The sequence below is a fragment of the Nocardiopsis sp. NPDC007018 genome (genome assembly GCF_040635075.1).
GTDB lineage: Bacteria > Actinomycetota > Actinomycetes > Streptosporangiales > Streptosporangiaceae > Nocardiopsis.
Map to the genome: position 1 here is coordinate 35,760 of NZ_JBEYHA010000031.1, position 23,208 is coordinate 58,967.

Sequence of the window (23,208 nt, forward strand, 5' to 3'; positions counted from 1 at the left end):
CGCCCCGACGGACCCACCCCACCCTGGAGGCCCCGGTGACCGCAGTCCACGTGCTCGACGCCGTCCGCACCCCCTTCGGCAGGTACGGCGGAGCCCTCGCCGGGACCCGCCCCGACGACCTGGCCGCCCGCGTCGTCGGCGCGCTCGTCGAACGCGCCCCCCGCCTGGAACCCGCGGCCGTCGACGAGGTGCTGTTCGGCAACGCCAACGGCGCGGGCGAGGAGAACCGCAACGTCGCCCGCATGGCCTCCCTCCTGGCGGGGCTCCCCACCAGCGTCCCCGGGGCCACCGTCAACCGCCTCTGCGGGTCCGGTATGGAGGCCGCCGTCCAGGGGGCCCGCGCCGTCCAGACCGGCGACGCCTCGCTGGTCCTGGCCGGGGGAGTGGAATCCATGAGCAGAGCCCCCTGGGTGCTGCCCAAACCCGCCCGGGGCTTCCCCGCCACCGACGCGACCCTGCACTCCACCACCCTGGGCTGGCGCATGGTCAACCCGCGCATGCCACGGAGGTGGACGGTCTCCCTCGGAGAGAGCACCGAGGGGCTCGCGGGACGGCACGGCGTCGACCGCGCCGACCAGGACGCGTTCGCCCTGGCCAGCCACGAGAAGGCCGCCCGAGCCTGGGCCGACGGTGTGTTCGACGCCGAGACCGTCCAGGTCGAGGGAGCCCACCTGGACCGCGACGAGGGCATCCGCGACACCTCGCGTGAACAGCTCGCCGCCCTCAAGCCCGCCTTCAGCGACGACGGCACCATCACCGCGGGCAACGCCTCTCCCCTCAGCGACGGTGCCGCCGCCCTCCTCCTGGGCGACGACGCCGCCGTCCGCGCCACCGGCCTGGAACCCCTGGCCCGGCTGGTCAGCCGGGGCGTGGCCGGGGTGGACCCCGACGTGTTCGGGGTCGGTCCGGTCCGCGCCGCCGAGATCGCGCTCCAGCGCGCCGGAATCGGCTGGGGCGACCTGACCGCCGTCGAACTCAACGAGGCCTTCGCCGCCCAGGCGCTGGTGTGTCTGCGCGCCTGGCCGGCGCTGGACCCGGCGATCGTCAACCCCCACGGCGGCGCCATCGCCCTCGGCCACCCGCTCGGCGCCTCCGGCGCCCGCCTGGTCGGCTCGCTCGCCCACGAGCTGCGCCGACGTGGGGGAGGATGGGGCCTGGCCGCCCTGTGCGTCGGGGTCGGCCAGGGGATCGCCGTCGTGCTGCACGCCTGAAGCCCCCGGGCGCCGCCGCCCACCGGGGCCCGCTCCGAAAGGAAGGACCGCATGTCCACCACCTCCGACGGCACCGGGCTCCACGTGCCCGGCTACGTCCGCGACCACGGCTCCCACCCGCCGCTGGACTATCCCGGATACCGGAGCACCGCCCTGCGCCACCCCCGGCGCCCGCTCACCCTGCTACCGCACACCCTCACCGAGATCACCTCCCCCGTCCTCGGGCAGGACCGGCTCGGCGACCACGACCACGACCTCACCCGCCAGCACGAGGGCGAGCCCCAGGGGCAGCGCGTCATCGTGCACGGCCAGGTGCGCGACAGCGACGGCCGCGCCGTCCCGCACACCCTCGTGGAGGTGTGGCAGGCCAACGCCGCCGGACGCTACCGCCACACCGGGGACACCTGGCCCGCCCCGCTCGACCCGAACTTCACCGGCGTCGGCCGGACCCTCACCGACGCAGAGGGCCGCTACCGGTTCGTCACCGTACGTCCCGGGGCCTACCCCTGGAAGAACCACCAGAACGCCTGGCGCCCCGCACACATCCACTTCTCACTGTTCGGTCGGGCCTTCACCCAGCGCCTGGTCACCCAGATGTACTTCCCCGACGACCCCCTGTTCTTCCAGGACCCCATGTGGCAGTCGGTCCCCGACGAGCGGGCCCGCGCCCGCATGCTGGCCCGCTACGACCACGACGCCACCCAGCCGGAGTGGGCCCTGGCCTACCAGTGGGACATCGTGCTGCGCGGACGGGAACAGACCCCGTTCGAGTCCGAGGAAGAGGTCCTGGAGGACGACGAATGAGCACCCGCCCCACACCTGCCACCGAACCCGGGGTACCCACCACCCCGTCCCAGACGGTCGGCCCCTACCTGCACATCGGACTGCCCTGGCCGGACGGCCCCCTCGCCGTGGCCGAGGGCACACCCGGTGCCGTCCGGCTGCGCGGCACCGTCTACGACGGCGCGGGTGCCCCGGTCACCGACGCGCTCGTCGAGACCTGGCAGGCCGACCCCGACGGCCGCTTCGACCACCCCGACGACCCGCGCGGGGCGCGCTCCCTACCCGGCTTCCGCGGCTTCGGTCGCTGCCCCACCGACGCCGCCGGTGCCTACGAGGTCCTCACCCTCAAGCCAGGGCCCGTCCCCGGGCCCACCGGGGAGCAGGCACCCCATGTCGACGTCTCCGTCTTCGCGCGCGGCATGCTGCACCGCGTCGTCACCCGCCTGTACTTTCCCGATGAGGAGACCTCCAACGCGGCCGACCCGGTGCTGAACTCCATCGGCGACCCGGCCGCCCGCGCCACCCTGGTCTCCGTCCGCGAGGAGGACGGCTACCGTTTCGACATCCGCCTCCAGGGAGAGGGCGAGACCGTCTTCTTCGACGTGTGACCCGCGCCCGACCCGCCGGCCCCGCCGGGCCACCGGCCCGCCCGACCAGTGAGGGACCACCCATGACCGGCCTGTTCGACGGTGTCCTCAACCACGGCCCCCTCGCACCGCTCACCGACGACACCGCGTGGCTGCGGGCCCTGCTCGACACCGAGGCCGCCCTGGCACGCGCCCTCGCCGACACCGGGCTCATCGCGTCCACCCGCGCCGAGGGCATCGCCGCCGCATGCGCCGCCGACCGCCACGACCCGGCCGAACTGGGCCGGGCCGCCGCCGGCGGAGGCAATCCCGTCATCCCGCTCGTCCAACGGCTCACCGCGCACGTGCGGGAGCGCGACCCCGAGGCCGCGCGCCATGTCCACCAGGGCGCCACCAGCCAGGACGTCATGGACACCGCGGCGATGCTCCTGGTCCGCCGGGCCGGTCACGCCCTACGCGCCGAACTGGCCGGCCTCACCGAGGAGCTGCGCGACCTGGCCGACCGCCACCGAGCCACGCCCATGGCCGGACGCACCCTGCTCCAGCAGGCGCTGCCCACCACCTTCGGCGCCGTCGCCGCCGGGTGGGCGGCCGGGCTGTCCGACGCCGACGAGCGTCTCGGCGAGGTACTGGACCACCGCCTGGCCGCGCAACTCGGCGGCGCCGTGGGCACCCTGGCCTCCCTGCACCCGCACGGACCCGCCGTTGCCGCCGCGTTCGCCGCCCGGCTCGACCTCCCCGAACCCCGCCTGCCGTGGCACACCGATCGCGGACGGATCACCGAGGTCGCCGCCGTCCTCGGACGGGTGGGCGGCGCGGCCGGGAAGGTCGCCCAGGACGTCGTCCTCCTCGCCCAGACCGAGGTCGGCGAGGTCACCGAGGAGGGCGGGAGCGGAACCGGGGGTTCCTCCACCATGCCGCACAAACGCAATCCGGTCGCGGCCGTCAGCGCCCTGGCCGCCGCGCGGCAGGTGCCCGGTCTGGTGGCCGCCCTGTTCGCGGCGCAGATCCAGGAGCACCAGCGCGCCGCCGGGGCCTGGCACGCCGAGTGGCTGCCCCTGACCGACCTGCTCCGGCGTACCGGCTCCGCCGCCTCCTGGCTGCGGGTGAGCACCGCGCGGCTGCGCGTGCACCCCGACCGCATGGCCGCCAACCTCCGCCTCACCGGCGGCCTGGCGCTCACCGAGCGCCTCACCGCCGACCTCACCCCCGAACTCGGCCGACTGGAGGCCCACCGGCGCGTCACCGACGCGTGCCGGGCCGCGTCGGACGAGGGCCGCGACCCCGTCACCGTCCTCGCCGAACACCTGGACGGACGGCGCACCCGCGACCGGATCGCCGCCCTGCTCGACCCGGCCGACTACCTCGGCGCCGCACCGGTGTTCACCGACCGGGTCACGGGTAGGACCGGCCGGACGGACCCCGACGACAACGAAGAAGGAACCGATGAGCGTTGACCTCCACCACGACGTGAGCGGACCGGCCGATGCGCCGCCGCTGGTGCTGGCCGGATCGCTCGGCACCACCGGGCGGATGTGGGAGCCGCAGGTCGACGCGCTCTCCGCCGTCTTCCGGGTGATCCGCGTGGACCTGCGCGGGCACGGGCGCTCACCCGCCCCCGAGGGGCCCTACAGCATGGCCGACCTCGGCGGGGACGTCCTGGCCCTGCTCGACCGGCTGGGTGTCGCACGCGCCCACTTCGTGGGCCTGTCCATCGGGGGGATGGTCGGGCAGTGGCTGGCGGTCCACGCCCCCGAGCGCGTCGGAAGCCTGGTCCTGTTGGCGACCTCGCCCCACATGGGTCCGGCGAGCACCTGGCGCGACCGGGCCGCGCTGGCCCGCGACGCGGGCACCGCCGCGCTGGCCGACGCGGTCGTGGAGCGCTGGTTCACCCCCGGCTACGCCGCCGAGCACCCCCATGACGTGACGGTCCTGCGCGACCAGATCGTGGCCACCCCCGACGAGGGGTACGCGGGCTGCTGCGGTGCCATCGAGGGGCACGACGTCCGCGACGACCTGCACCGCGTCACCGCCCCCACCCTGGTCGTGGCCGGGGCCGACGACCCCTCCACCCCGCCCGGCGAGCACGGCGCGCTCATCGCCGAGCTGGTGCCCGGTGCGCGGTTGGTGGTGCTGGAGGGAGCCGCCCACCTGTTGTCGTGGTCGCACGCGCCCCGTGTCAACACGCTCATCACCCAGCACCTGGCCGAGGCCGACCGACGGGGCGCCGGAACCCTGGTGCGCCGGAGCGTGCTCGGCGACGCCCACGTGGACCGGGCCCGGGCCCGCACCACCGCCTTCACCGAACCCTTCCAGGACCTCATCACCCGCTACGCCTGGGGCGAGGTGTGGACCCGCCCCGGCCTGGACCGGCGCACCCGCAGCTGCATGGTGCTCACCGCCCTGGTGGCCAAGGGGCACTGGGGCGAGCTGGCCATGCACGTGCGGGCCGCCCGCCGCAACGGGCTCACCCCGGACGAGATCGGCGAGGTCTTCCTCCAGGCGGCCGTCTACTGCGGGGTCCCGGCCGCCAACAAGGCGTTCGCGATCGCCCAGGAGGTCCTCGACGAGGACGCCGTTGACTGACCTCGGGTCCGCGTGCGCGCCGACGCCGTTCTGTCGTCGGGCCGGTGTACAACGAGCGGCATGGACGACCACACCGCACAGGACGTGACCAGGCGTGCCGAACGACTTCGCGCACTGCACCGCGGGCCGGAGCCCTTCGTGATCGCCAACGCCTGGGACGCCGGGTCCGCCCGGCTCCTGGGCGGGCTCGGGTTCGCCGCCCTGGCCACCACCAGCGCCGGTCTCGCGCACTCCCTGGGCCGCAGGGACGGCGCCGGGCTGGTCTCGCGTGAGGAGACCCTGCACAACGCCGGGCAGATCGCCGCCGCCACCGACCTGCCGGTGTCGGCGGACCTGGAGAACGGGTTCGGCGCCACTCCCGACGAGGTGGCCCGCACCGTCGTGGAGGCCGGTGCCACGGGGGTCGTCGGCGGCTCCGTCGAGGACTCCACGGCCGACCCCGACGCGCCGGTCCACGACCTCGCGCTGGCGGTGGACCGGGTCCGGGCGGCCGTGGAGGCGGCCCGGACCCTGCCCTTCCCGTTCACGCTCACCGCTCGGGCGGAGAACTTCCTGTACGGCCGCCCCGACCTCGACGACACCATCCGCCGACTGCGGGCCTTCGAGGAGGCCGGGGCCGACGTTCTGTTCGCCCCGGGGCTGCCGGACGCCGACGCCGTCCGCGCCGTGTGCTCCTCGGTGGGGCGACCGGTCAACGTGCTCGCCGCCGGGGCGGCCGCCCGGATGTCCGTGGCCGAGCTGGGGGCCCTGGGAGCCCGGCGGATCAGCCTGGGTTCGGGGCTGTCGAGGTCGGCGTTGGCCGGAGCGCTGGCGGCCGCGGGCGAGGTCGCGGAGCGGGGAACCTTCGGGCGGATGTCGTCGGCGACCTCCATGTCGGAGATCGACGACCTGCTGTGAGCGGGGGCGGCGTCGGGGTCAGAGCTTGAAGGCCACCCCGGCCGTCTCCCACCGCTTGACGTCGGCGTCGAGCGGGCGGGGACGAGGGTCGTGGTCGGGGTGGCGCCAGCTGGCGCAGTCCACCGCCGGGGGGCCTTCGTCCCTCCCGTCCACCCAGGGGCTGACCGGTGCCAGGCCCGCGAACGCGCTGGCGGCCTCCTCGGGGGTGCGCACCCGGCCCCAGGACGTGCCGAACTCCGCCATCATGCCGTTCATCCAGGCGGCGGCCGCCGGGTCGTCGGAGACCACGTGCGAGTAGATGACGGCGGAACCGGGGGCGACCCGGTCCATGAGGGAACGCACCAGCCCGAAGGGGTCGCTCTCGTCCGGCAGGCAGTGCAGCACGGAGACCAGCATGACGCAGACCGGTCGGTCGAGGTCGATCAGCTTGGCGGCCTCGGGGGAGGCGAGGATGTCGTCGGTGTCGCGGACGTCGGACATCAGGAAGGCGGTCGTCCCGCTGTCGCCCAGGAGCGCGCGGCCGTGGGCGAGCACGATGGGGTCGTTGTCGACGTAGAGCACACGCGCGGCCGGGTTGGTGCGCTGGGCGACCTGATGGGTGTTCTCCGTGGTGGGCAGACCCGCGCCGAGGTCGAGGAACTGGTCCACCCCGGTGGAGACGACGTGGTCCACGGCGCGGCCGAGGAAGGCCCGGTTGTCGTTGGCGCAGGCGACGAGCTCGGGCATGTGCTCGGCCAGCGCCTCGCACGCCTTGCGGTCCGCTTCGAAGTTGTCCTTTCCGCCGAGCAGGTAGTCGTACATCCGCGCGATGCTCGGGGTGTCCATGTCGATGTGCGGAGGGAAGCGATCGGCCATAAGAGAGAGGTACCAATCAGGACTCGTCGTGCGGGGTCGTCTCCAGGCGAATCGTAACCGTGACCGGGCGCCCCCACCGGCGTTTTCCGTAAGAAGGTCGACGCGTTGCCTCAGAGCCCTTCGCCGGTCTCCGAGCGGCCCTTCGCGGAACGGTCGAAACCGGGCAGGTGGTCGGCGACATGCCCTGGCGCCGCGGCCCTGACACGATCCCCGGCACCGTCCGGCAGCGCTGGTGGCGCGGGCATCACGGGGAAGGCCCAAAATCCCGCCGGAGAAAGGGGGGACGCCGTTTGTGCCTGTGCGGCGAAAACGTCGTTTCCCGTTTCCCACCGTTCACGGGAATGGTCTTCGGCCCCGCCACCGGTGAACTCCGTTCCCTCACTCGAAGGGGCCGGGGAACCGGTGGGCGAGGAACGCACGAGTTCCACCAGCGCGCGCCGCTCCCGGCCCGCCCAGCGGGCCAGGGCGAAGGGGTCCCGATCGGCCTCGGCCGCCAGGGCGTCGGCCACCGCGAGCACGTGTGCGCACCGGCCCTGCCAGTGGTCGCACGAGCACGTCGCGACCAGGTCGCCCCAGCCGTCCGGTACCAGGTCCAGGCCGAGCAGCGCGAACACCCGCGCCACGGCCCCCGGCAGCTCACCGGAGAGCACACGGGCACGGAACAGCGGCTGCGAGGCCAGCGCGGCGCCCGCCCTCTCCCACTCGCGGTCCGGCCACACGGTCCGGATCAGGCTCACCTCGTGCCCCCGCGTCCGCGCGCCGACCTCACCGGGGCCCACCGTGAGCCGCTCCACCGCTCCGCCCCCGCCCCCGGTGAGGCCCAGGGCGTCGCGCACCAGCTCCGCCCAGCTCACCCCGACACCGCCTCGGGCGCCAGCCGCACCACCTCGCGCAGGTCCTCCACCGACAATCCGCCCAGCCAGCCCTCCCCGGTGGCCACGGCGCCGTCCGCCAGCACGCTCTTGCGCTCGATCATCTCGTCCACCCGCTCCTCGACGGTGCCCACGCACACCAGCTTGCGCACCTGTACGTTCCGGCGCTGGCCGATCCGGAAGGCCCGGTCGGTGGCCTGGTTCTCCACCGCGGGGTTCCACCAGCGGTCCACGTGCACCACGTGGTTGGCCGCGGTCAGGTTCAAACCGGTCCCGGCCGCCTTGAGCGAGAGCAGGAACACCACTGGTCCCGCCACCGTCTGGAAGTGCTCGGTCATCCGCTCGCGCTCCGCGCGGGAGGTGCCGCCGTGCAGCCACAGCACGGGCACCCCCAGTCGCGAGCGCAGGTAGGGGGCCAACCGTTCGCCCCAACGCGCGTACTGCGTGAAGCACAGCGCCTTGTCACCCTCGGCCACCGCCTCGCCCAGGATCGACTCCAGGCGGTCGAGCTTGCCCGAACGCCCCGCCAGCGCCGAACCGTCCCCGAGGAACTGCGCGGGGTGGTTGCAGATCTGTTTGAGCCGTGACATCGCCGACAGCACCAGCCCCCTGCGCTCCTTCTCGTCGGCCTCGGCCATCCGCTCGGCCAGGTCGTCCGCCACCGCCTTGTACAGGGAGGCCTGTTCGGGGGTGAGCGTGCACCAGGTCCGCATCTCGTGCTTGTCCGGCAGGTCCGCGATGACGGATCGGTCGGTCTTGAGCCGTCGCAGCACGAACGGCCCGGTCAGGCGCCGCACCAGGTCCGTGCCCTCACCCGAGCCCTCCTCGGCCTCGGCGCGGGCGCCCACCGCGCGCTGGAACCCGGCCGCCGTACCCAGCAGACCGGGATTGGCGAACTCCATCACCGACCACAGTTCGCCCAGGTTGTTCTCCACCGGGGTGCCCGTGAGGGCGATCCGGGTCGCGGCGGGCAGCGACCGCACCGCCCGGGCCTGCCGGGTGGCGTGGTTCTTGAGCGCCTGGGCCTCGTCGCAGACCACCCGGTGCCAGGGCAGGCCCGCCAGCTCCTCGGCGTCGCGCGCCACCACCCCGTAGGTGGTGACCACCAGGTCGCAGCCGCCCACGAGCCGGGCGAGCGCGTTGCCGCCGGGCCGGTCCGGGCCGTGCTGGACGTGCACCCGTAGCCCCGGCGCGAACCGCGCCGCCTCCTTGCGCCAGTTGCCGACCAGCGACACCGGGCACACCAGCAGGGTCGGGCCGGGGGCGGGGCCCCCGGCGCGCTCGTCGGTGAGCAGCGCCAGCAGCTGCACGGTTTTGCCGAGCCCCATGTCGTCGGCGAGCACCGCCCCCAGCCCGAGCTCGCCCAGGAACCGCAACCAGGCCGCACCCCGGTCCTGGTAGGGGCGGAGCGTCCCCTCGAACCCGGCCGGGCTGCCCATCGGGCGCGGCACCGCCTCGACCCCGCCGTCCAGCAGCGCCCCCAGCGGCCCCTCCGCCACCACGTCCGCCACCGGCAGCGGGGTCGGCTCCGCGCCGATCGCGGTCCGCAGCGCCGCCTCGCGGGGCACGCGCCCGCCGCGCCGCATGAGGTCCAGGGCGGCCCCGACCCGTTCGGGGTCCATCTCCATCCACCGGCCGCGCACCTGGACCAGGGAGCGCTTGAGCCGGGCCAGCTCGGCGAGCTCCTCCAACTCGGCGCCGTCCAGCGGCTCCCGCGACCCCGGACCGCCCAGCAGGGCCTCGAAGGACACGTCAACGAGCTCGTTCGGGCCCACACCGCCGCGTCCGCGCCGCTGGGGCTCCTCCCGCACCGTCATCCGCAGGGACAGGGCCGCGCGTCCGCTCCACTCGGGCAGGACCACGCCGAACCCCGCCGAGGTGAGCCGGGCGGCGGCCCCGCCCACGAAGTCCTGTGCCCGTGCGGTGTCCATGACCAGCCGGGCCGGGGCGAGCTCGCGCAAACAGCGGTGGAGGCCGGGCAGGTGGCGCGCGGCCCCGCGCAGGTCGGCCAGGGCGGTGGTGCCCACGTCCTCCGGGAGCCACGCGGCTCCCTCGCCCCGCCACACCCTCTCCAGCGGCAGGCGCAGGCCGGGGTCGGTGGTGGAGCGCACCCAGAACTCCAGGGTCCAGGGGCGGGGACCGCCGTGCGGTCCCTCGGGCTCGGGTTCACGCAGGACGAACAGGAGCTGTGCCCGACCGCCGCCGCGCACGCGGGAGCGCCACTCCCGCAGGGGACCGCGCAGGGTTCGCGCGGTGCCCGCGTCCACTCCGGCGCGGTCGCCGGTGAGCGCCGCCGCCAGCCGCGCGGCGGGCGGGGCGTCCTCCTCGGCGGGCGGACCCGCGCGCCCGGGGGCGGACCGGCTCCGGGCGACGGCGTCGGTGAGCAGTTCGAGCGGAGCCAGTACGCACAGGCGGGCCGCGTCACCGTGTTCCTCCGGGCGCAGGTGCGCCTTGGCCGAGGGAGGGAGCGCCCGGGTGAGCGCCGCCAGGTGTTCCTCGGCGGTGTCCAGGGGCGCGGGCCGCCACCGCGCCCGGGGCGGGTCGCCGACCAGGTCGGGCAGCACGCACCCGGCTCGGACCAGCCGCTCGGCCAGGGTGTGTACCGCGCGCAGGTGGGCCAGGGCCGGGCCGACCGCCACGGGGAGGTCGCCCAGCGCCGAGAGCAGGAGGTGGGCGCCGGCCGCGGACAGCTCCAGACCCGGCACCGACCAGTCGCCGAACTCGGCGGGGGCCTCGTCCGGGGTGTCGGAGGGGGCGGGGGCCGCCGCGCTCCCCGGCAGCCGCAGTACCGGAGCGACGGCGGCGGGCGCGTCGGGGTCGATCCCGGCCTTGGCGGCCACCGCGCGCAGCTCCTCGACCCCGGCCGCGCTGGGGTGCGCCCCCGCCCGCGGGCCCCGGGGGCGGGCGTGCGGCTCGCCCTCGCCCCACAGCACCAGCGCGTCCCTGGACCACACCCCGTGCAGAACCCGCACCGCACCCCCCGTACCGAACACGAACGTCGTCGGCCCCCAGTATCACCGGGACCGACGACGTTCCGTGACGGGTCAGAGGTTGTTCGGCACGGTGTTGCCCACCGCCTCGATGCCCTTCCTCAGGTCCGTGCGCCACAGCAGCACGCCGCCGATGACGAAGAACACCACCAAGGAGAAGATGGCGGTGCGGAAGCCTCCGGTGAGGTTGACGACCAGCGTGATCGAGGCCGCCCCCAGCAGTACCGAACCCCGGTCGGCCAGCTGGAACAGGCTGAAGTACTCCGCTTCGCGTCCGCGCGGGATGAGCAGCGAGTACAGGGCCCTGGCCAGCGACTGGGTGCCGCCCAGCACCAGGCCGATGCCTGCCCCGAGCAGCAGGAACAGCGCCGGGTCGTCGGGAGGCAGGAAGTAGCCGCAGGTGACCAGGGCGCACCACGCGACCAGGCTCGCCAGCACCGTGTTCTTGGTGCCGAACCGGCGGCCGATCCACCCCATGAGCAGCGCGCCCCCGAAGGCGACGAACTGGATGAGCAGGATGGTGGCGCTCAGGACCGCCAGGGACAGGTTGAGGTCCTGGCTGGCGAAGCTGCCCGCGAAGTAGATGACCGCCTGGATGCCGTTGTTGAACAGCACGAACGCGAGGAGGAAGGTCAACGTGTTCGGGAAGTGGCGCATCTCCCGCAGGGTGCGCCCGTACTGTCGCAGCGAGGAGCCGAGCCTGGGCGGGCCGGGCTCCGCCGCGAGCCCGCCGTAGCGGTTGCGCAGCAGGCGAATGCCGATGACGGAGAAGAGGAACCACCACAGGCCCACCGACGCGAAGGCGATGCGGACCGCGTCCCCCTCGGAGACCCCCAGGGACTCGGCGGAGGCCAGCAGGCCCATGTGCGCGGCGAGCAGCAGGCCGCCGCCCAGGTAGGCCAGCGCCCACCCCGTCACCGACACCCGGTTGCGCTCGTCGGCGGTGGCGATCTCCGGCAGGAAGGCGTTGAACACCACCAGGGACATGCCGTAGAAGGTGTTGCCCGCGACGAACAGCAGCGCGGCCGTCTGGTAGTCGCTGGTGAGGTACAGCGCGCTGACACACAGCGACCCGGCGGCGGCCAGCCAGAACAGCCACCGCTTCTTGTGCTGGGTGTGGTCGGCGAGCGCTCCCACGACCGGCAGCATCACCAGCAGGATGATCCCGGCGAGGGTGGTCACCATCGGGTGCAGCGAGTTCGGGTGCATGCCGAACCACTCGACGCCGAGCGGGTACAGCACGAGACCGGGCTGGGAGCAGTCCCCGGCCGCGCCCGCCTCCGAGCAGGCCAGCCCGGACAGGTAGGGGCCGATGAGGACGGTGACCACCGAGGTGATGAACACCTGGTTGGCCCAGTCGTAGGTGTACCAGCCGCGCTGTTCGCGTCTGCGCTGCGCGGGGTCGGACGCGGGGGAGTTGTCCGCGGTGGTCGTGGCCATGGAGGGGGCTATCCGTTCTACGCGGTTCTGGGGTCGTGCGGGTTCCAACGGCCCCGCCGGACGAGCACCTCGCGCAGCCCGGCGGTGTTGTCGGTGATGATGCCGTCCACGCCCGCGTCGAGCAGCCGCTCCATCACCCCGGTGTCGTTGACGGTCCACACGTGGACCTGCATGCCGATCCGGTGGGCGGTGCGGATCACGTCGCGGCTGAGGACCGGGAAACCGGCGTGCCTCAACGGGATCTGGGCGCAGTCGGGGGTGCGGCTGGCGAAGGGGCGCAGGACCGGGGACAGCGACGCCAGGCGGAGCCGCGCCACGTCCGCGGGCCCGCACGAGGTGGCCACCCGGGGGCCGTAGAGCCGCCGGGCCCGCTCCAGGCGGTTCTGGTTGAAGGAACCGACGCACACGCGATCCCAGGCGTTGGTGCGGCGGATCACCTCCAGGAGCGGCACGACGGCGCCGTCCGCCTTGAGGTCGATGTTGAAGCGGGTGCCGGGCCAGGCGCCGAGCAGGTCCTCCAGCAGGGGGACCGGTTCCTTGCCCGCGACCCGGGCCCGGGCCACCTCGCGGTGGGGCAGCGCGGCGATGGCGCCCGCCCGGTCGGTGGTGCGGTCCAGGGTGCGGTCGTGGAAGGCCATGAGCACGCCGTCGCTGGTGGCGTGCACGTCCGTCTCCAGGTACGCGTAGCCCAGGTCGACGGCGTGTTGGAAGGCCATGGCCGTGTTCTCCAGCTCGGTGCGGCGCACGCCCTGGTCGTCGGTGAGCCAACCGCCCCGGTGGGCGAGGGCGACGGGCACGGGGGAGGAAAGGTAAGCGTGAGTCACACCTGAAGTATGACGGTTCTCAGGTGGGGGCCGCTCGTCGAGGGTGAGCCGTGTCGACGGTCGCGCGAAAGCTGGAATGCCAGGTGGCACGGGAACCCGGGGCCGTGCTCCTTGAAGGGTGTCGGGTCCTCGTTCCTCCCCGGAAGGGAATCGTTCATGTCGCACGCCACTCCCGGTCACCCCTGTCGGCGCCACCTCTGCGCCCGCGCCGCCGCCCACCCCTGGCGGCCGGTGCGCACCCCCGCCCGGACCCCGCGCCGGGGCATGACCGCGGGACGGTGCGCGTCGGCCCCCCTGGCCGGTCACCGCACCCCGGGAGACGTCCGCAGGTTGGCGCAGCAGATGGCCGAGGTGCTGGTGGGCAGGCGGGCCCCCGAGGTGCTGCGCGACCACGTGACCGTGCCCGTCCGCGAGGAACTGCGCCGACTGCGCGGCACGGTGGACTGCGCGATGGCGCCCCGGCTGACCCGGGTGTTCCACCAGCCGCTCGGGGCGGGCGGGGTGGAGGCCAGCGCGGTGATCTCCTGCGACAGCCGTTCCCGCGTCTTCGCCTTCCGCCTGCGCCGGGAGGGGACCCGCTGGGTCTGCACCCGTCTGGAGACCGACGGCTCCCTGTGAGGGCCGCCGTCCCCGGGCACGGAGCGCACACGCCAGCGGCGGGCTGGGCGGTGGGCCCCGGGCCCGGGCGGCGCGGTACGGCCCCGGCGTCGCGGGCCGTCCCCGACGAACGCGTCACACAAAGGGGACAGGACCTATGGATGCGACCCATAGCGCGTCGATAGGGTCCGGGGTGGGATGACCCCCTGACCGGGGGGCGCCTTCGGTCACCGGCATCCCCGTACCCAAGGGAAGGAGACGGCGGATCGCGCCCCCGCGCGGCCGCCACTCGTCTATGAAACCCGTTGACATCGCACGCCTGCACACCCTCGGCGCACCGTCCCTGTCCCCGGACGGCGCCCGGGCGGTCCTCGCCGTGACCCGCCCGGACCTCGAGGAGGACGCCTACCTCGGCTCTCTGTGGACCGTGCCCACGGACGGGTCCGCGCCCGCCCGCAGACTCACCCGGGGGCAGCGCGACGCCTCCCCGCTCTTCTCCCCCGACGGCCGGTGGATCGCCTTCCTGCGCCCCGACGAGGACCGGCGCCCGCAGATCCACGTGCTGCCCTCGGACGGCGGAGAGCCGTGGAGGATCACCGGACACCCCCTCGGCGCCGGAGCCTTCACCTGGAGCCCCGACTCCACCCGACTGGCCTACAACGCGCGCGTGCCCGAGGAGGGCCGGTACGTGGACGGCACTCCCGACAAGGAACCGCCGCGGCGCCTGACCGCGCTCAAGTACCGTCACGACGACTTCGGGTTCACCAACGACCGGCGCCAGCAGGTGTTCGTGAGCGCCCCCGTCGACCCGGCGGGGGAGGCGGGCGAGCCGGTCCAGGTCACGGTCGGCGACACCGACCACGGACGGCCGCTGTGGACCCCGGACGGTACCGGGCTGGTGTTCGACGCCGCCCTGCACGCGACCCGGGACACCGACCTCGTCCGCGACCTGTGGGTCTGCGCCCCCGAGGCGGGCGCCGAGCCGCGCCGAATCACCCGGGGCGACCTGGGCGCGCGGGCGGCGGCCCTGGCCGACGACGGCGCCACCGTGTACTTCCTCGCCGACGAGCTCGGCCCGGACCTCGGCGACTTCGTGGGCCGGGTGACGGGCCTGTGGTCGGTCCCGCTCGACGGCACCGAGCCTCCCCGGAGGCTGACCGGGACCGAGGACCCCCGCATGGTCCAGACTCCCCGGGTGACCGACGAGGGCGTCCTGGTCACCGGAGAGAACCGGGGCGCGGTCGAGCTGTACCGGGTCACCCCCGGCGGCGTGCGCTCCGTGGTCCACGGCGGACACGTCCAGGTCACCTCCTTCGACCACGCGGGCGGGGTCACGGTGGTGGCGTCGTCCGGGGAGCGCGACAGCGGGGAACTGTACGCGGTCACCGGCGACGGGCCCCGGAGGCTGACCTCCTTCGGCGACCCCGAGCTGGACCCCGTCGCGGTCACCGAGCTGACCGCCCGCACCGTCGACGGCACCGAGGTGCACGGCTGGGTGGCGGTGCCCGAGGGGGAGGGGCCGCACCCCGTGGTGCTGATGATCCACGGCGGACCCTTCGCGCAGTACGGTTGGCAGCTCTTCGACGAGACCCAGGTGTACGCGGCGGCCGGGTACGCGGTGGTCTACTGCAACCCGCGCGGCTCCTCGGGCTACGGCCAGGAACACGGGCGGGCGGTCATCGGGTCGGTGGGCGCGGTCACCTCGACCGACGTCCTCGCCCTCCTGGACGAGGCACTGACCGACGAGCGGTTGGACGCCTCACGGGTGGGCGTCATGGGAGGTTCGCACGGCGGGTTCATGACCACGTGGATCGCGGCCCACCACGGCGACCGCTTCCGGGCGGCCATCAGCGAGCGCGCCGTCAACGCGATCGACAGCTTCCACGGGTCGTCCGACATCGGGCCCTACTTCCCCGAGCCGCTGTACGGGCCGCCGGAGACCTGGGCGAAGGAGAGCCCGCTCAGCCACGCCGACCGGATCGACCGGCCGTTTCTCATCATCCACTCCGAGCAGGACTGGCGCTGCCCGGTGGAACAGGCCCAGCGCCTGTTCGTGTCGCTCAAGCGGCGCGGGCACGAGACCGAGATGCTGCTGTTCCCGGGGGAGGGCCACGAACTGTCGCGTACGGGGCTGCCCAGCCACCGGGTGGCCCGGTTCGAGGCGATCCTCGAATGGTGGGCCCGCCACCTGTGACGTCGGGGGTCGGGCACCGGTGTCCGACCCCTTCCCGCTGGCGGTGTGAGACGCGCCACGGTCACGTCCGCGCTCGACCCGTTCGTGAACCGCCCGATCCGGGATCGACCCGACGCCACCCTCGCGCCCGGCGGGGTTCCGGGCCGGTCCGCCCCCGGGGCGGCGGGGGCGGGTCGCCCAACGGGAGGTCACGGACGGGTCGCGTCCGGTCCGAGGGATGAATTAGTGTTCCCCCAGGTCGGAACGCCCCGGTTCGTCACCACCAGGGTGACAGCGTACGGCCTGCCGTTGCGCCCCGCTCAGCAGCTGTCCTCTTCCCAGGAGCGGGGGCCGTCACGACGCCCGGCGTCTTCACGCGACCCTTCCCGTCGCCGCCGGTACCCCTCCGCCACGCATCCCCGCGCCGTCCCTCGGCGCGCCTTCGGGATGCCCGCGTGCCGGTAAACGGGTGTGGGAGAAAGGCAGTCGGTGCTGTGACTCGCAACCCCGAACCCACCCGCCGCCTGACGACGGTCGGCTTCGTCGCCCTCGGCGCCGTGGTCCTGTCCTCCGGCGTGGCCCTGGCCGACCAGACCGAGTCCGAGGCCCGTGAACGCTACGAGGAACTCCAGGAGGAGCTCTCCGGGCTGAACGCGGACTACAACGAGGCCAAGGAGGACCACGCCGCGACCGAGGCCGAGCTGGAGGACCTCCAGGAACGGCTCGACCAGGCCCAGGAGGAACTGGACGCCAAGTCCGGCCAGGTCTCGGTGATCGTGCAGGGCGCCTACACCGGCGCCACCCACAGTTCCATGGGAGTGCTGTTCGGCGGCGACGCCGACAACGCGCTCCAGAACATCGCCGACCTCGACTACCTGTCCGAGGGGCAGCAGGCGACCCTGGCCGACTACGTGACCGAGGTCGAGAACGCCGAGGAGCTGTTCAACGCGGCTGAGGCGACCGAGGAGGCCGCGGCCCAGTCCCTGGCGGCCGCCGAGGAGGCGGTGGCCCAGGGGGAGGCCGCACTGGAGGAGCAGGCCGAGGTGCTGGAGAGTCTGGGAGGTGTCGACCCGACCGTGGGCGAGGACTCCGGGACGGGCACGGACGGCGGTTCCGCCGGAGCCGCGGTCGCCGTCTCCGGCGACGTCCAGGCCGTGCTCGACTTCGCCCGCGCGCAGATCGGCAAGCCCTACGTCTGGGGCGGTACCGGTCCCAACGGCTACGACTGCTCCGGCCTGACCCAGGCCGCCTGGGCCCAGGCGGGCGTGAACCTGCCGCGGACCACCTACGACCAGGTCAACGCGGGGACCCCGGTCTCGCGCGACCAGCTCCAGCCGGGCGACCTGATGTTCTTCTACAGCGTCTCGGCGCCGAGCCACGTGGGCATCTACTCCGGAAACGGCAAGATGATCCACGGATCGAACCCGTCGAAGCCTCTGGAGGAGGTCTCCCTGGCCGCCTACTGGGACGGTGTCTTCACCAGCGCCGTCCGCCCCGGCTAGGGCGCTCCCGCGCTGGCTCCCCGGTCCGCCCCCTCCCGGAGGGCGGACCGGGGTTCCGCCGGAGGCGGCGGCCGCGTATTCTTCCGCGCATGGGTCGTCTCGTTCTCAGGGTCGCCGCCGGTGTCGCGGTCGTCGTCGCCCTCTTCTGGTTGCTGTCGGTGATCGTCGGCCTGCTGGTGTGGGGCGTCATGATCGCCCTGGTCGCCGGTGTCGTCCTGTTGGGCGTACGGATGCTCAGGTCCCAGGCACAGGGCCGGTGACACAGCGACGCGGGGTGACACTCACTCTGTGTGGGGAAACATCGCTATAGTGACTCTGTGTCACTGAATAAGCACGTAGGGTCTCATGTTGACGGGGTGTCCCACCGCGGCCGGGTGGAACGGGTCGCCACCCGTGTGTTCCGCAACGACTGGAGCGCGCTGACACCCCCCGCCACCGGCCGCTGGACACCCGAACTCACCGTCAGTGTCATCATCCCCGCGCGGGGCGGCCAGGAACGGCTCGACCTGGCACTGGCCTCGCTCTCCGACCAGACCTATCCCGAACACCTCTTCGAGGTCGTGGTCGTGGACGACCACTCCGCGCCACCGCTCACGCTCCCCGACGTCCGGCCCCGCCGCTGCCGCGTGGTGGCCGCGCCCGACGGCGGCTGGGGCGCCGGATACGCACGCGCCTACGGAGCCCACGCCAGCACCGGCGACGTCCTCATGTGGATGGACGCCGACATGGTCGTCTGCCCCGAGTTCGTCGAGGCCCAGGCGCGCTGGCACCACGCCCACGCGGAGTGCGTCACCCTCGGCCGCGTCCGTTTCAGCGACACCGACCCGCACGAACCCGACGCGGTCCTGGCCACGGCACGCGCCGCGGACGCGCAAGGAGCCCCGGACACCGGCGGCCGCCACGACTGGATCGAGCACCTGCTCGACCAGAGCGACGACCTGCGCGACGCCGACCACCTCGGATTCCACGCCTACCTGGGTGCCGCCGCCGGGGTCCGGCGCAGCCTCTACGAAGCCGCGGGCGGGGTCGACCCCGACCTCGACCTCGGCCAGGACACCGAGTTCGGCTACCGGCTCTGGCAGGCCGGAGCCGTCATGGTCCCCGAACGCGCCGCCACCGCCTGGCACGTGGGCGCGGCCTCCACCGCGCGCACCCGCCTGCCCTCCGAGCGCTTCCGCACCGAGGTCCTCGCGGAGCTCATGCCCCACCCGCACGCCTACCGGGAACGGGTCCCCGAGGCCCGACGCCGCACCCCGCTGGTCCACGCCGTGGTGGACGTCGCAGGCGCCCCCTACGACCTGGTCCGGGGGTGCGTGGACCGGCTGCTCGGCGGTACCGAGACCGACCTCGCGGTCACCCTGGTCGCCGACTGGGAGGGCGTCGGGGCGGCCCCGGGCACCTTCGAGGGGCCCCAGCTCGACCTGCGCCTGATCCAGGCCAACTACCTGCGCGAGCCGCGCATCTCCTTCGCCGCCTCCGCTCCCAGGACCGGATTCCCCTCGCCGTTCCTGCTCCAGGTACCCGTGGCGTGGGGGCTGGGCGAGCTCGCCCTGTCGCGGCTGCTGGCCAGCGCCGAGCGCGCCCGCGCCGGACTCACCGAACTGTTCCTGGCCGCCTCGCCCACCCGCGACGCGGGGGTGCGGCTCTGGCGGACCCGCGCGCTCGCCCGGGCCATGCGGGTGTGCGGCGAGGACGAGGACCTCGCCGACGTGGTCGCCGAGCTCCACGGCCGTTACCGCATCCACGGAGGCGAGGGCACGCTCACCGATCTGACCCTGCACCGGTCCGTCCCGCCACCGCCCCGGGCCGCCGCGGACACCCTCCTGCCCGTGCCCGCCGACCCCGAACCCGACGGACCGGCCGAAGAGGGGGACGACGGCACTGGGACAGGGCGTACCCGACGCCGCTGGCGCCGCCCCCGCCCGCGCGGGTCGGTACGCGCCCGGCTGCGCGGGCTCTGGCACCGCGCCTGCCGGGCGTGCGGCCGCCAGATGCCCGACGACGACCCGGACGGGGGCACGTAGACGGGCGCGCCACCTCGGTGACGCGCCCGGGGGCCACCGCCCCCGCTAGGAGCCGATCGCGTCGATGGACGCCAGCAGGTCCTCGCGCAGCGCGTCGTTGACCGGAGTCGAGTCCGTCTCCTCCGAGGCCGCCTCCTGGCCCTCGGGGCTCACCACGTACCGCAGGAACGCCCTGACCCGCTCGGCCTCGCCCGCGTCCGGGTAGTCCAGGCACACCGTCTCGTAGCTCACCAGCACCAACGGGTAGCTGCCCGGTTCCGTGGTGCCGTAGTCCAGGTCCAGGGCCAGGTCGAACTCACTGGTGTTGTCCTCGCGGCGCGGGGAGTCCGCCACGACCTTGGCGGCCGCCTCCGGCGCGATGTCCACGAACTCGTCGCCCACGCCGATGCTCGCGGCGGGGAGTCCGTGCAGGTGGGACATCTCCACGTACCCGATCGCGCCGTTCGCGCGCGAGACCGTGTCGGCGATGCCGCTGTTGCCCTGCGCGGACTCGCGCGGGGTGATCGGCCACTGGCCGCCCGCCTCGTGCGGCCACGCGTCGGGGGCCGCCTTGGCGAGGTAACGGGTGAAGTTCTCCGTCGTACCGGAGTCGTCGGCCCGGTTGACCTGCGTGATCGCCAGGTCCGGCAGATCGAGGTCGGGGTTGTCCTGAGCGATCCGCGGGTCGTCCCAGCGCGTGATGTCCTGGTTGAAGATCATCGCCAGGGTGTCCGGGGACAGGTTGAGGTGCTCGATCCCGTCCAGGTTGAACACCACCGCGATCGCCACCACGTACGCGGGCAGGTTGATGGTGTCGGACCCCCCGCAGCGCGACACGGCGTCCGCGTTCTCCTCGGGGTCCATCGCCGCGTCGGTCCCGGCGAAGGTCACCGCGCCGTCGATGAACTGGTTGCGGCCGCCGCCCGAGCCGATCGAGTCGTAGTAGATGCGAGCGTCCTCACAGGCCGACTGGAAGCCCGCGATCCACGTCGTCATCGCGTTCTCCTGGGCACTGGACCCGGAACCGTGCAGGCTCCCCGAGAAGCACTCCAGGTCGTCGGGGACCTCGGGCCCCGCCCCCTGGACGGCGTCGTCGCTGCCGCAGGCGGTGGACGCGAGCAGAAGTCCGGCCAGCGCGGCCGAGGCGGCCGCGCCCCGGCGGGTGCTGGGACGGCGCTGGGTGCGGGTGCGCTTGTTGGACGGGAGCACGCTGCTTCTATCCCCTTCGTCGGAGTCGGTGGGCCTCGGCACCGGCGACCACCGGCCGCCGGTTCCCGGCGCGTCGTCGCTGGTGACGGAAGACCGCCGATGAATTTAACCATTGTCGGACGCTCTTCCCCAACGCGGGTGTGTGCGGAACCGGACGTGTCCGTGGCGGCCCGGAGGACGCCGGGTGGACGGGAGGTGAACGAGGGGTTCTCCGCCGGTGAAGGCTGCCGGGCCGGGCCTTCCGACACGGGTGGCGCAGGACAGGTATGACACGCCGAACGGCCGGGCACTGATCCTGGGTGATGAGCGCGCACAGCACCGGCCCGAACGGCCCCCAGGCACCCACGTCGACCTACCGGCTCCAGTTGGGGCCGGGTCTGGGCCTCCCCGAGGCCACGGCCCTCCTCGACCAGCTGCACCGGCTCGGAGTGGGCGCGGTCTACCTCTCTCCGCTCCTCGCGGCGGCGCCCGGATCGGACCACGGCTACGACGTGGTGGACACCACACGCGTCTCCGAGGCGCTGGGAGGCGAACGGGCGCTCTCCGCGCTCCTGGAGCGGGCACGTGAGCTCGGCGTGCGCGTGGTCGCCGACATCGTGCCCAACCACATGTCGGTGGCCCGCCCCGACGCCAACCCGTGGTGGTGGGACGTCCTCGAACACGGACGGGACTCCGTGTACGCCCGCTGCTTCGACCTGGACCACGACTCCGGGCCCATCCTGGTGCCGGTCCTGGCCGACGACGGCGACGACGGCCGCGCGGCCCTGTCCGAGCTCACCCTCACCGACGGCCACCTGGTCTACTTCGACCTGCGCTTCCCGCTGGCCCCGGGGACCCACGCCCCCGGTGACCACCCCGCCGACGTGCACGGACGCCAGCACTACCGGCTGGTCTCCTGGCGGCGCGGGGACAGCGAACTCAACTACCGCCGCTTCTTCGACGTCGACCACCTGGCCGCCGTCCGTGTGGAGGACCCCGGGGTCTTCGACGCCGCCCACGCCGAGATCCTGCGGTGGGGCGTGGACGGGCTGCGGGTGGACCACGTGGACGGGCTCAGCGACCCCGGGGGCTACCTGCGCCGCCTCGCCGAACGCTTCCCCGGGTGGATCGTGGTGGAGAAGGTCCTCGCGCCCGGAGAGACCCTCCCCGCCTCCTGGCCGGTGGCCGGGACCACCGGATACGACGCCCTACGCACGGTCTGCGGGGTGTTCGTCGACTCCGACGCCGAACCCGTCCTGACGTCGCTGGCCCGCGACCTCGGCGTGCCCACCGACACCGGGGCCGTCGACCACCAGGCCCGCTCCCACGCCGCCAACGAGCTCCTGCGCACGGAGGTCCGCAGGATCGCGGCGACACTGCCCGCCGCCGAGGGCGCCGAGGAGGCCGTCACCGAGCTCCTCACCGCCTTCGACGTGTACCGCTCCTACCTGCCCGAGGGCGAGCCGGCCTGGTTCCGCGCCGTGCGCGCCGCCGCCGAGCGCCGCCCCGACCTCCAGCCGGTCCTCAAGACACTGGACCGCACCGTCCGCGACGACCCGCACGGCGAGACCGCCCGCCGCGTCCAGCAGACCAGCGGCATGGTGGTGGCCATGGGCACCGAGAACACCGCGTTCTACCGGGCGACCCGCTTCGTCGCCCTCAACGAGGTCGGCGGCGACCCCGCCCGCTTCGGTGTGGCGCCCGACGCCTTCCACGAGGACAACCTGCGCCGTGAGGCGGCCGAACCGCACACGATGACCGCGCTCTCCACCCACGACACCAAGCGTTCAGAGGACGTGCGCGCCCGGCTGGCCGTCCTCTCGGAGATCCCCGCCGAGTTCGCCGACGCCGTCCGCCGCTGGAGCGCACGCGTCCCGCTGCCCGAGCCCTCCCTCGACCTCCTCGGCTGGCAGACCCTCCTGGGTGCCTGGCCGCTGAGCGACCAGCGCCTGGTGGACTACCTGCTCAAGGCGGCCCGCGAGGCGCGGCTGGGCACCTCGTGGACGGCTCCGGACCCCGACTTCGAGGACCGCGTCCGCTCGTGGCCCGAGCGGCTGCGAGCCGACACCGGCCTGTACGCCGAGGTCGCGGCCCTGGCGGAGTCCCTGCGCGAGCCGGGCTGGAGCAACGCCCTGGGGCAGAAGGCCCTCCAGCTGCTGGGCCCGGGCGTGCCCGACGTCTACCAGGGCACCGAGCTGTGGGACCTGTCCCTGGTGGACCCGGACAACCGCAGGCCCGTGGACCACGCGGTCCGCGCCGCGCTTCTGGACCGCCTCGAACAGGGGTGGCGCCCGCCCGTGGACGACACTGGGGCCGCCAAGCTCCACGTGGTCCGGACCTGCCTGCGCGCCCGCCGGGAACTGCGCCCCACGGGCTACCTTCCGCTGGCCGCCCAGGGGCCCTCGGCGGGGCACGCCCTCGCCTTCGCGCGCACCGCCCGGGGAACCCGCGAGCCCGGCCTGGCGGTGGTGGCCACCCGCCTGCCGATCACCCTGGCCGACGCCGGGGGCTGGGCCGACACGGTGCTGCCCCTGCCCTCGGGGCCGGGGGAGTGGACCGACCGCCTCACCGGCCGCACGCTCGCCCCCGAACGCGTGGACGGCCTCACGACCGCCCGCCTGTCGGAGGTGCTCGACCACTACCCGGTGGCCGTCCTGGTCCGGCGGTAGAGCCCTTCCGGAGCCGGCCCGGCTCCGGCTC

General features: G+C 74.1%; 18 protein-coding genes. 12 read left to right on the forward strand and 6 right to left on the reverse strand.

Annotation, left to right across the window (positions count from 1 at the left end):
• Nucleotides 1-35: 35 nt before the first annotated feature.
• The 6 genes from ABZ635_RS17680 (at nt 36) to ABZ635_RS17705 (ending at nt 6,064) form a co-directional block, all read left to right on the forward strand.
• The gene (locus ABZ635_RS17680) at nt 36-1,211 is read left to right on the forward strand and encodes a thiolase family protein (RefSeq protein WP_357765970.1); all 1,176 of its coding nucleotides are present in this window, start codon (nt 36-38) and stop codon (nt 1,209-1,211) included.
• A gap of 51 nt (nt 1,212-1,262) precedes the next feature.
• Nucleotides 1,263-2,015 (forward strand): protocatechuate 3,4-dioxygenase subunit beta, encoded by a 753-nt coding sequence (gene pcaH, locus ABZ635_RS17685; protein ID WP_357765973.1) that lies wholly within the window; start codon nt 1,263-1,265, stop codon nt 2,013-2,015.
• Entirely contained in the window at nt 2,012-2,602 is a 591-nt protein-coding gene (pcaG, locus tag ABZ635_RS17690) for a protocatechuate 3,4-dioxygenase subunit alpha (RefSeq protein WP_357765975.1), read from the forward strand. The genes pcaH and pcaG overlap by 4 nt, the downstream gene beginning before the upstream one ends.
• A gap of 62 nt (nt 2,603-2,664) precedes the next feature.
• Nucleotides 2,665-4,038 (forward strand): 3-carboxy-cis,cis-muconate cycloisomerase, encoded by a 1,374-nt coding sequence (pcaB, locus tag ABZ635_RS17695; protein ID WP_357765978.1) that lies wholly within the window; start codon nt 2,665-2,667, stop codon nt 4,036-4,038.
• Nucleotides 4,028-5,167, forward strand: coding sequence for a 3-oxoadipate enol-lactonase (gene pcaD / locus ABZ635_RS17700; protein WP_357765981.1), 1,140 nt, complete (start codon nt 4,028-4,030; stop codon nt 5,165-5,167). Before pcaB ends, pcaD begins: the two co-directional genes overlap by 11 nt.
• Before the next feature lie 60 nt (nt 5,168-5,227).
• Nucleotides 5,228-6,064, forward strand: a complete 837-nt coding sequence (locus ABZ635_RS17705) for an isocitrate lyase/phosphoenolpyruvate mutase family protein (protein WP_357765984.1) — start codon at nt 5,228-5,230, stop codon at nt 6,062-6,064.
• 18 nt (nt 6,065-6,082) lie between these two features.
• On the opposite strand, the gene ABZ635_RS17710 is transcribed toward ABZ635_RS17705, so the two are convergent.
• From ABZ635_RS17710 to ABZ635_RS17730, 5 genes are all read right to left on the reverse strand, one after another.
• Nucleotides 6,083-6,919 carry an SAM-dependent methyltransferase gene (locus ABZ635_RS17710; protein ID WP_357765987.1) on the reverse strand — a complete coding sequence of 279 codons (837 nt, stop codon included), beginning with the start codon at nt 6,917-6,919 and terminating at the stop codon, nt 6,083-6,085.
• A 110-nt stretch (nt 6,920-7,029) separates the two neighbouring features.
• Nucleotides 7,030-7,773, reverse strand: a complete 744-nt coding sequence (locus tag ABZ635_RS17715) for an SWIM zinc finger family protein (RefSeq protein ID WP_357765990.1) — start codon at nt 7,771-7,773, stop codon at nt 7,030-7,032.
• Nucleotides 7,770-10,763, reverse strand: coding sequence for an SNF2-related protein (locus tag ABZ635_RS17720; RefSeq protein ID WP_357765993.1), 2,994 nt, complete (start codon nt 10,761-10,763; stop codon nt 7,770-7,772). The genes ABZ635_RS17715 and ABZ635_RS17720 overlap by 4 nt, the downstream gene beginning before the upstream one ends.
• A gap of 72 nt (nt 10,764-10,835) precedes the next feature.
• Nucleotides 10,836-12,221, reverse strand: a complete 1,386-nt coding sequence (locus ABZ635_RS17725) for an MFS transporter (protein ID WP_357765995.1) — start codon at nt 12,219-12,221, stop codon at nt 10,836-10,838.
• A gap of 17 nt (nt 12,222-12,238) precedes the next feature.
• Nucleotides 12,239-13,045: a glycerophosphodiester phosphodiesterase gene (locus tag ABZ635_RS17730; RefSeq protein WP_357765998.1), complete on the reverse strand. Its 807-nt coding sequence runs from the start codon at nt 13,043-13,045 to the stop codon at nt 12,239-12,241.
• Between the two features lie 156 nt (nt 13,046-13,201).
• Between ABZ635_RS17730 and ABZ635_RS17735 the strand changes: the two genes are divergently transcribed.
• The 5 genes from ABZ635_RS17735 (at nt 13,202) to ABZ635_RS17755 (ending at nt 19,341) form a co-directional block, all read left to right on the forward strand.
• A complete protein-coding gene (locus tag ABZ635_RS17735) occupies nt 13,202-13,663 on the forward strand; it encodes an Rv3235 family protein (RefSeq protein ID WP_357766001.1) in 462 nt (153 codons plus the stop codon).
• 274 nt (nt 13,664-13,937) lie between these two features.
• Nucleotides 13,938-15,836, forward strand: a complete 1,899-nt coding sequence (locus tag ABZ635_RS17740) for a S9 family peptidase (protein ID WP_357766004.1) — start codon at nt 13,938-13,940, stop codon at nt 15,834-15,836.
• A gap of 473 nt (nt 15,837-16,309) precedes the next feature.
• Complete coding sequence (locus ABZ635_RS17745) at nt 16,310-17,317, forward strand: NlpC/P60 family protein (RefSeq protein ID WP_357766007.1); 1,008 nt, start codon at nt 16,310-16,312, stop codon at nt 17,315-17,317.
• An 89-nt stretch (nt 17,318-17,406) separates the two neighbouring features.
• Entirely contained in the window at nt 17,407-17,577 is a 171-nt protein-coding gene (locus ABZ635_RS17750; protein ID WP_357766009.1) for a hypothetical protein, read from the forward strand.
• A 96-nt stretch (nt 17,578-17,673) separates the two neighbouring features.
• On the forward strand, nt 17,674-19,341 hold the full coding sequence (locus ABZ635_RS17755) for a glycosyltransferase (protein WP_357766012.1): 1,668 nt from the start codon (nt 17,674-17,676) through the stop codon (nt 19,339-19,341).
• A 45-nt stretch (nt 19,342-19,386) separates the two neighbouring features.
• Here the strand turns inward: ABZ635_RS17755 and pstS are convergent, their stop codons facing one another.
• Entirely contained in the window at nt 19,387-20,529 is a 1,143-nt protein-coding gene (gene pstS, locus ABZ635_RS17760) for a phosphate ABC transporter substrate-binding protein PstS (RefSeq protein WP_357766014.1), read from the reverse strand.
• A 302-nt stretch (nt 20,530-20,831) separates the two neighbouring features.
• Between pstS and treY the strand changes: the two genes are divergently transcribed.
• Nucleotides 20,832-23,177: a malto-oligosyltrehalose synthase gene (gene treY, locus ABZ635_RS17765; RefSeq protein ID WP_357766018.1), complete on the forward strand. Its 2,346-nt coding sequence runs from the start codon at nt 20,832-20,834 to the stop codon at nt 23,175-23,177.
• The last annotated feature ends 31 nt before the right edge of the window (nt 23,178-23,208 follow it).

What these genes read in the sequence shown, in the direction of transcription:
- ABZ635_RS17740 (WP_357766004.1), top strand. Translation starts at nt 13,938, where the DNA reads ATGAAACCCGTTGACATCGCACGCCTGCACACCCTCGGCGCACCGTCC.
- pcaB (WP_357765978.1), top strand. Translation starts at nt 2,665, where the DNA reads ATGACCGGCCTGTTCGACGGTGTCCTCAACCACGGCCCCCTCGCACCG.
- pcaG (WP_357765975.1), top strand. Translation starts at nt 2,012, where the DNA reads ATGAGCACCCGCCCCACACCTGCCACCGAACCCGGGGTACCCACCACC.
- ABZ635_RS17735 (WP_357766001.1), top strand. Translation starts at nt 13,202, where the DNA reads ATGTCGCACGCCACTCCCGGTCACCCCTGTCGGCGCCACCTCTGCGCC.
- ABZ635_RS17725 (WP_357765995.1), bottom strand. Translation starts at nt 12,221, where the DNA reads ATGGCCACGACCACCGCGGACAACTCCCCCGCGTCCGACCCCGCGCAG.
- pcaH (WP_357765973.1), top strand. Translation starts at nt 1,263, where the DNA reads ATGTCCACCACCTCCGACGGCACCGGGCTCCACGTGCCCGGCTACGTC.
- ABZ635_RS17705 (WP_357765984.1), top strand. Translation starts at nt 5,228, where the DNA reads ATGGACGACCACACCGCACAGGACGTGACCAGGCGTGCCGAACGACTT.
- pcaD (WP_357765981.1), top strand. Translation starts at nt 4,028, where the DNA reads ATGAGCGTTGACCTCCACCACGACGTGAGCGGACCGGCCGATGCGCCG.
- ABZ635_RS17750 (WP_357766009.1), top strand. Translation starts at nt 17,407, where the DNA reads ATGGGTCGTCTCGTTCTCAGGGTCGCCGCCGGTGTCGCGGTCGTCGTC.
- ABZ635_RS17710 (WP_357765987.1), bottom strand. Translation starts at nt 6,919, where the DNA reads ATGGCCGATCGCTTCCCTCCGCACATCGACATGGACACCCCGAGCATC.
- treY (WP_357766018.1), top strand. Translation starts at nt 20,832, where the DNA reads ATGAGCGCGCACAGCACCGGCCCGAACGGCCCCCAGGCACCCACGTCG.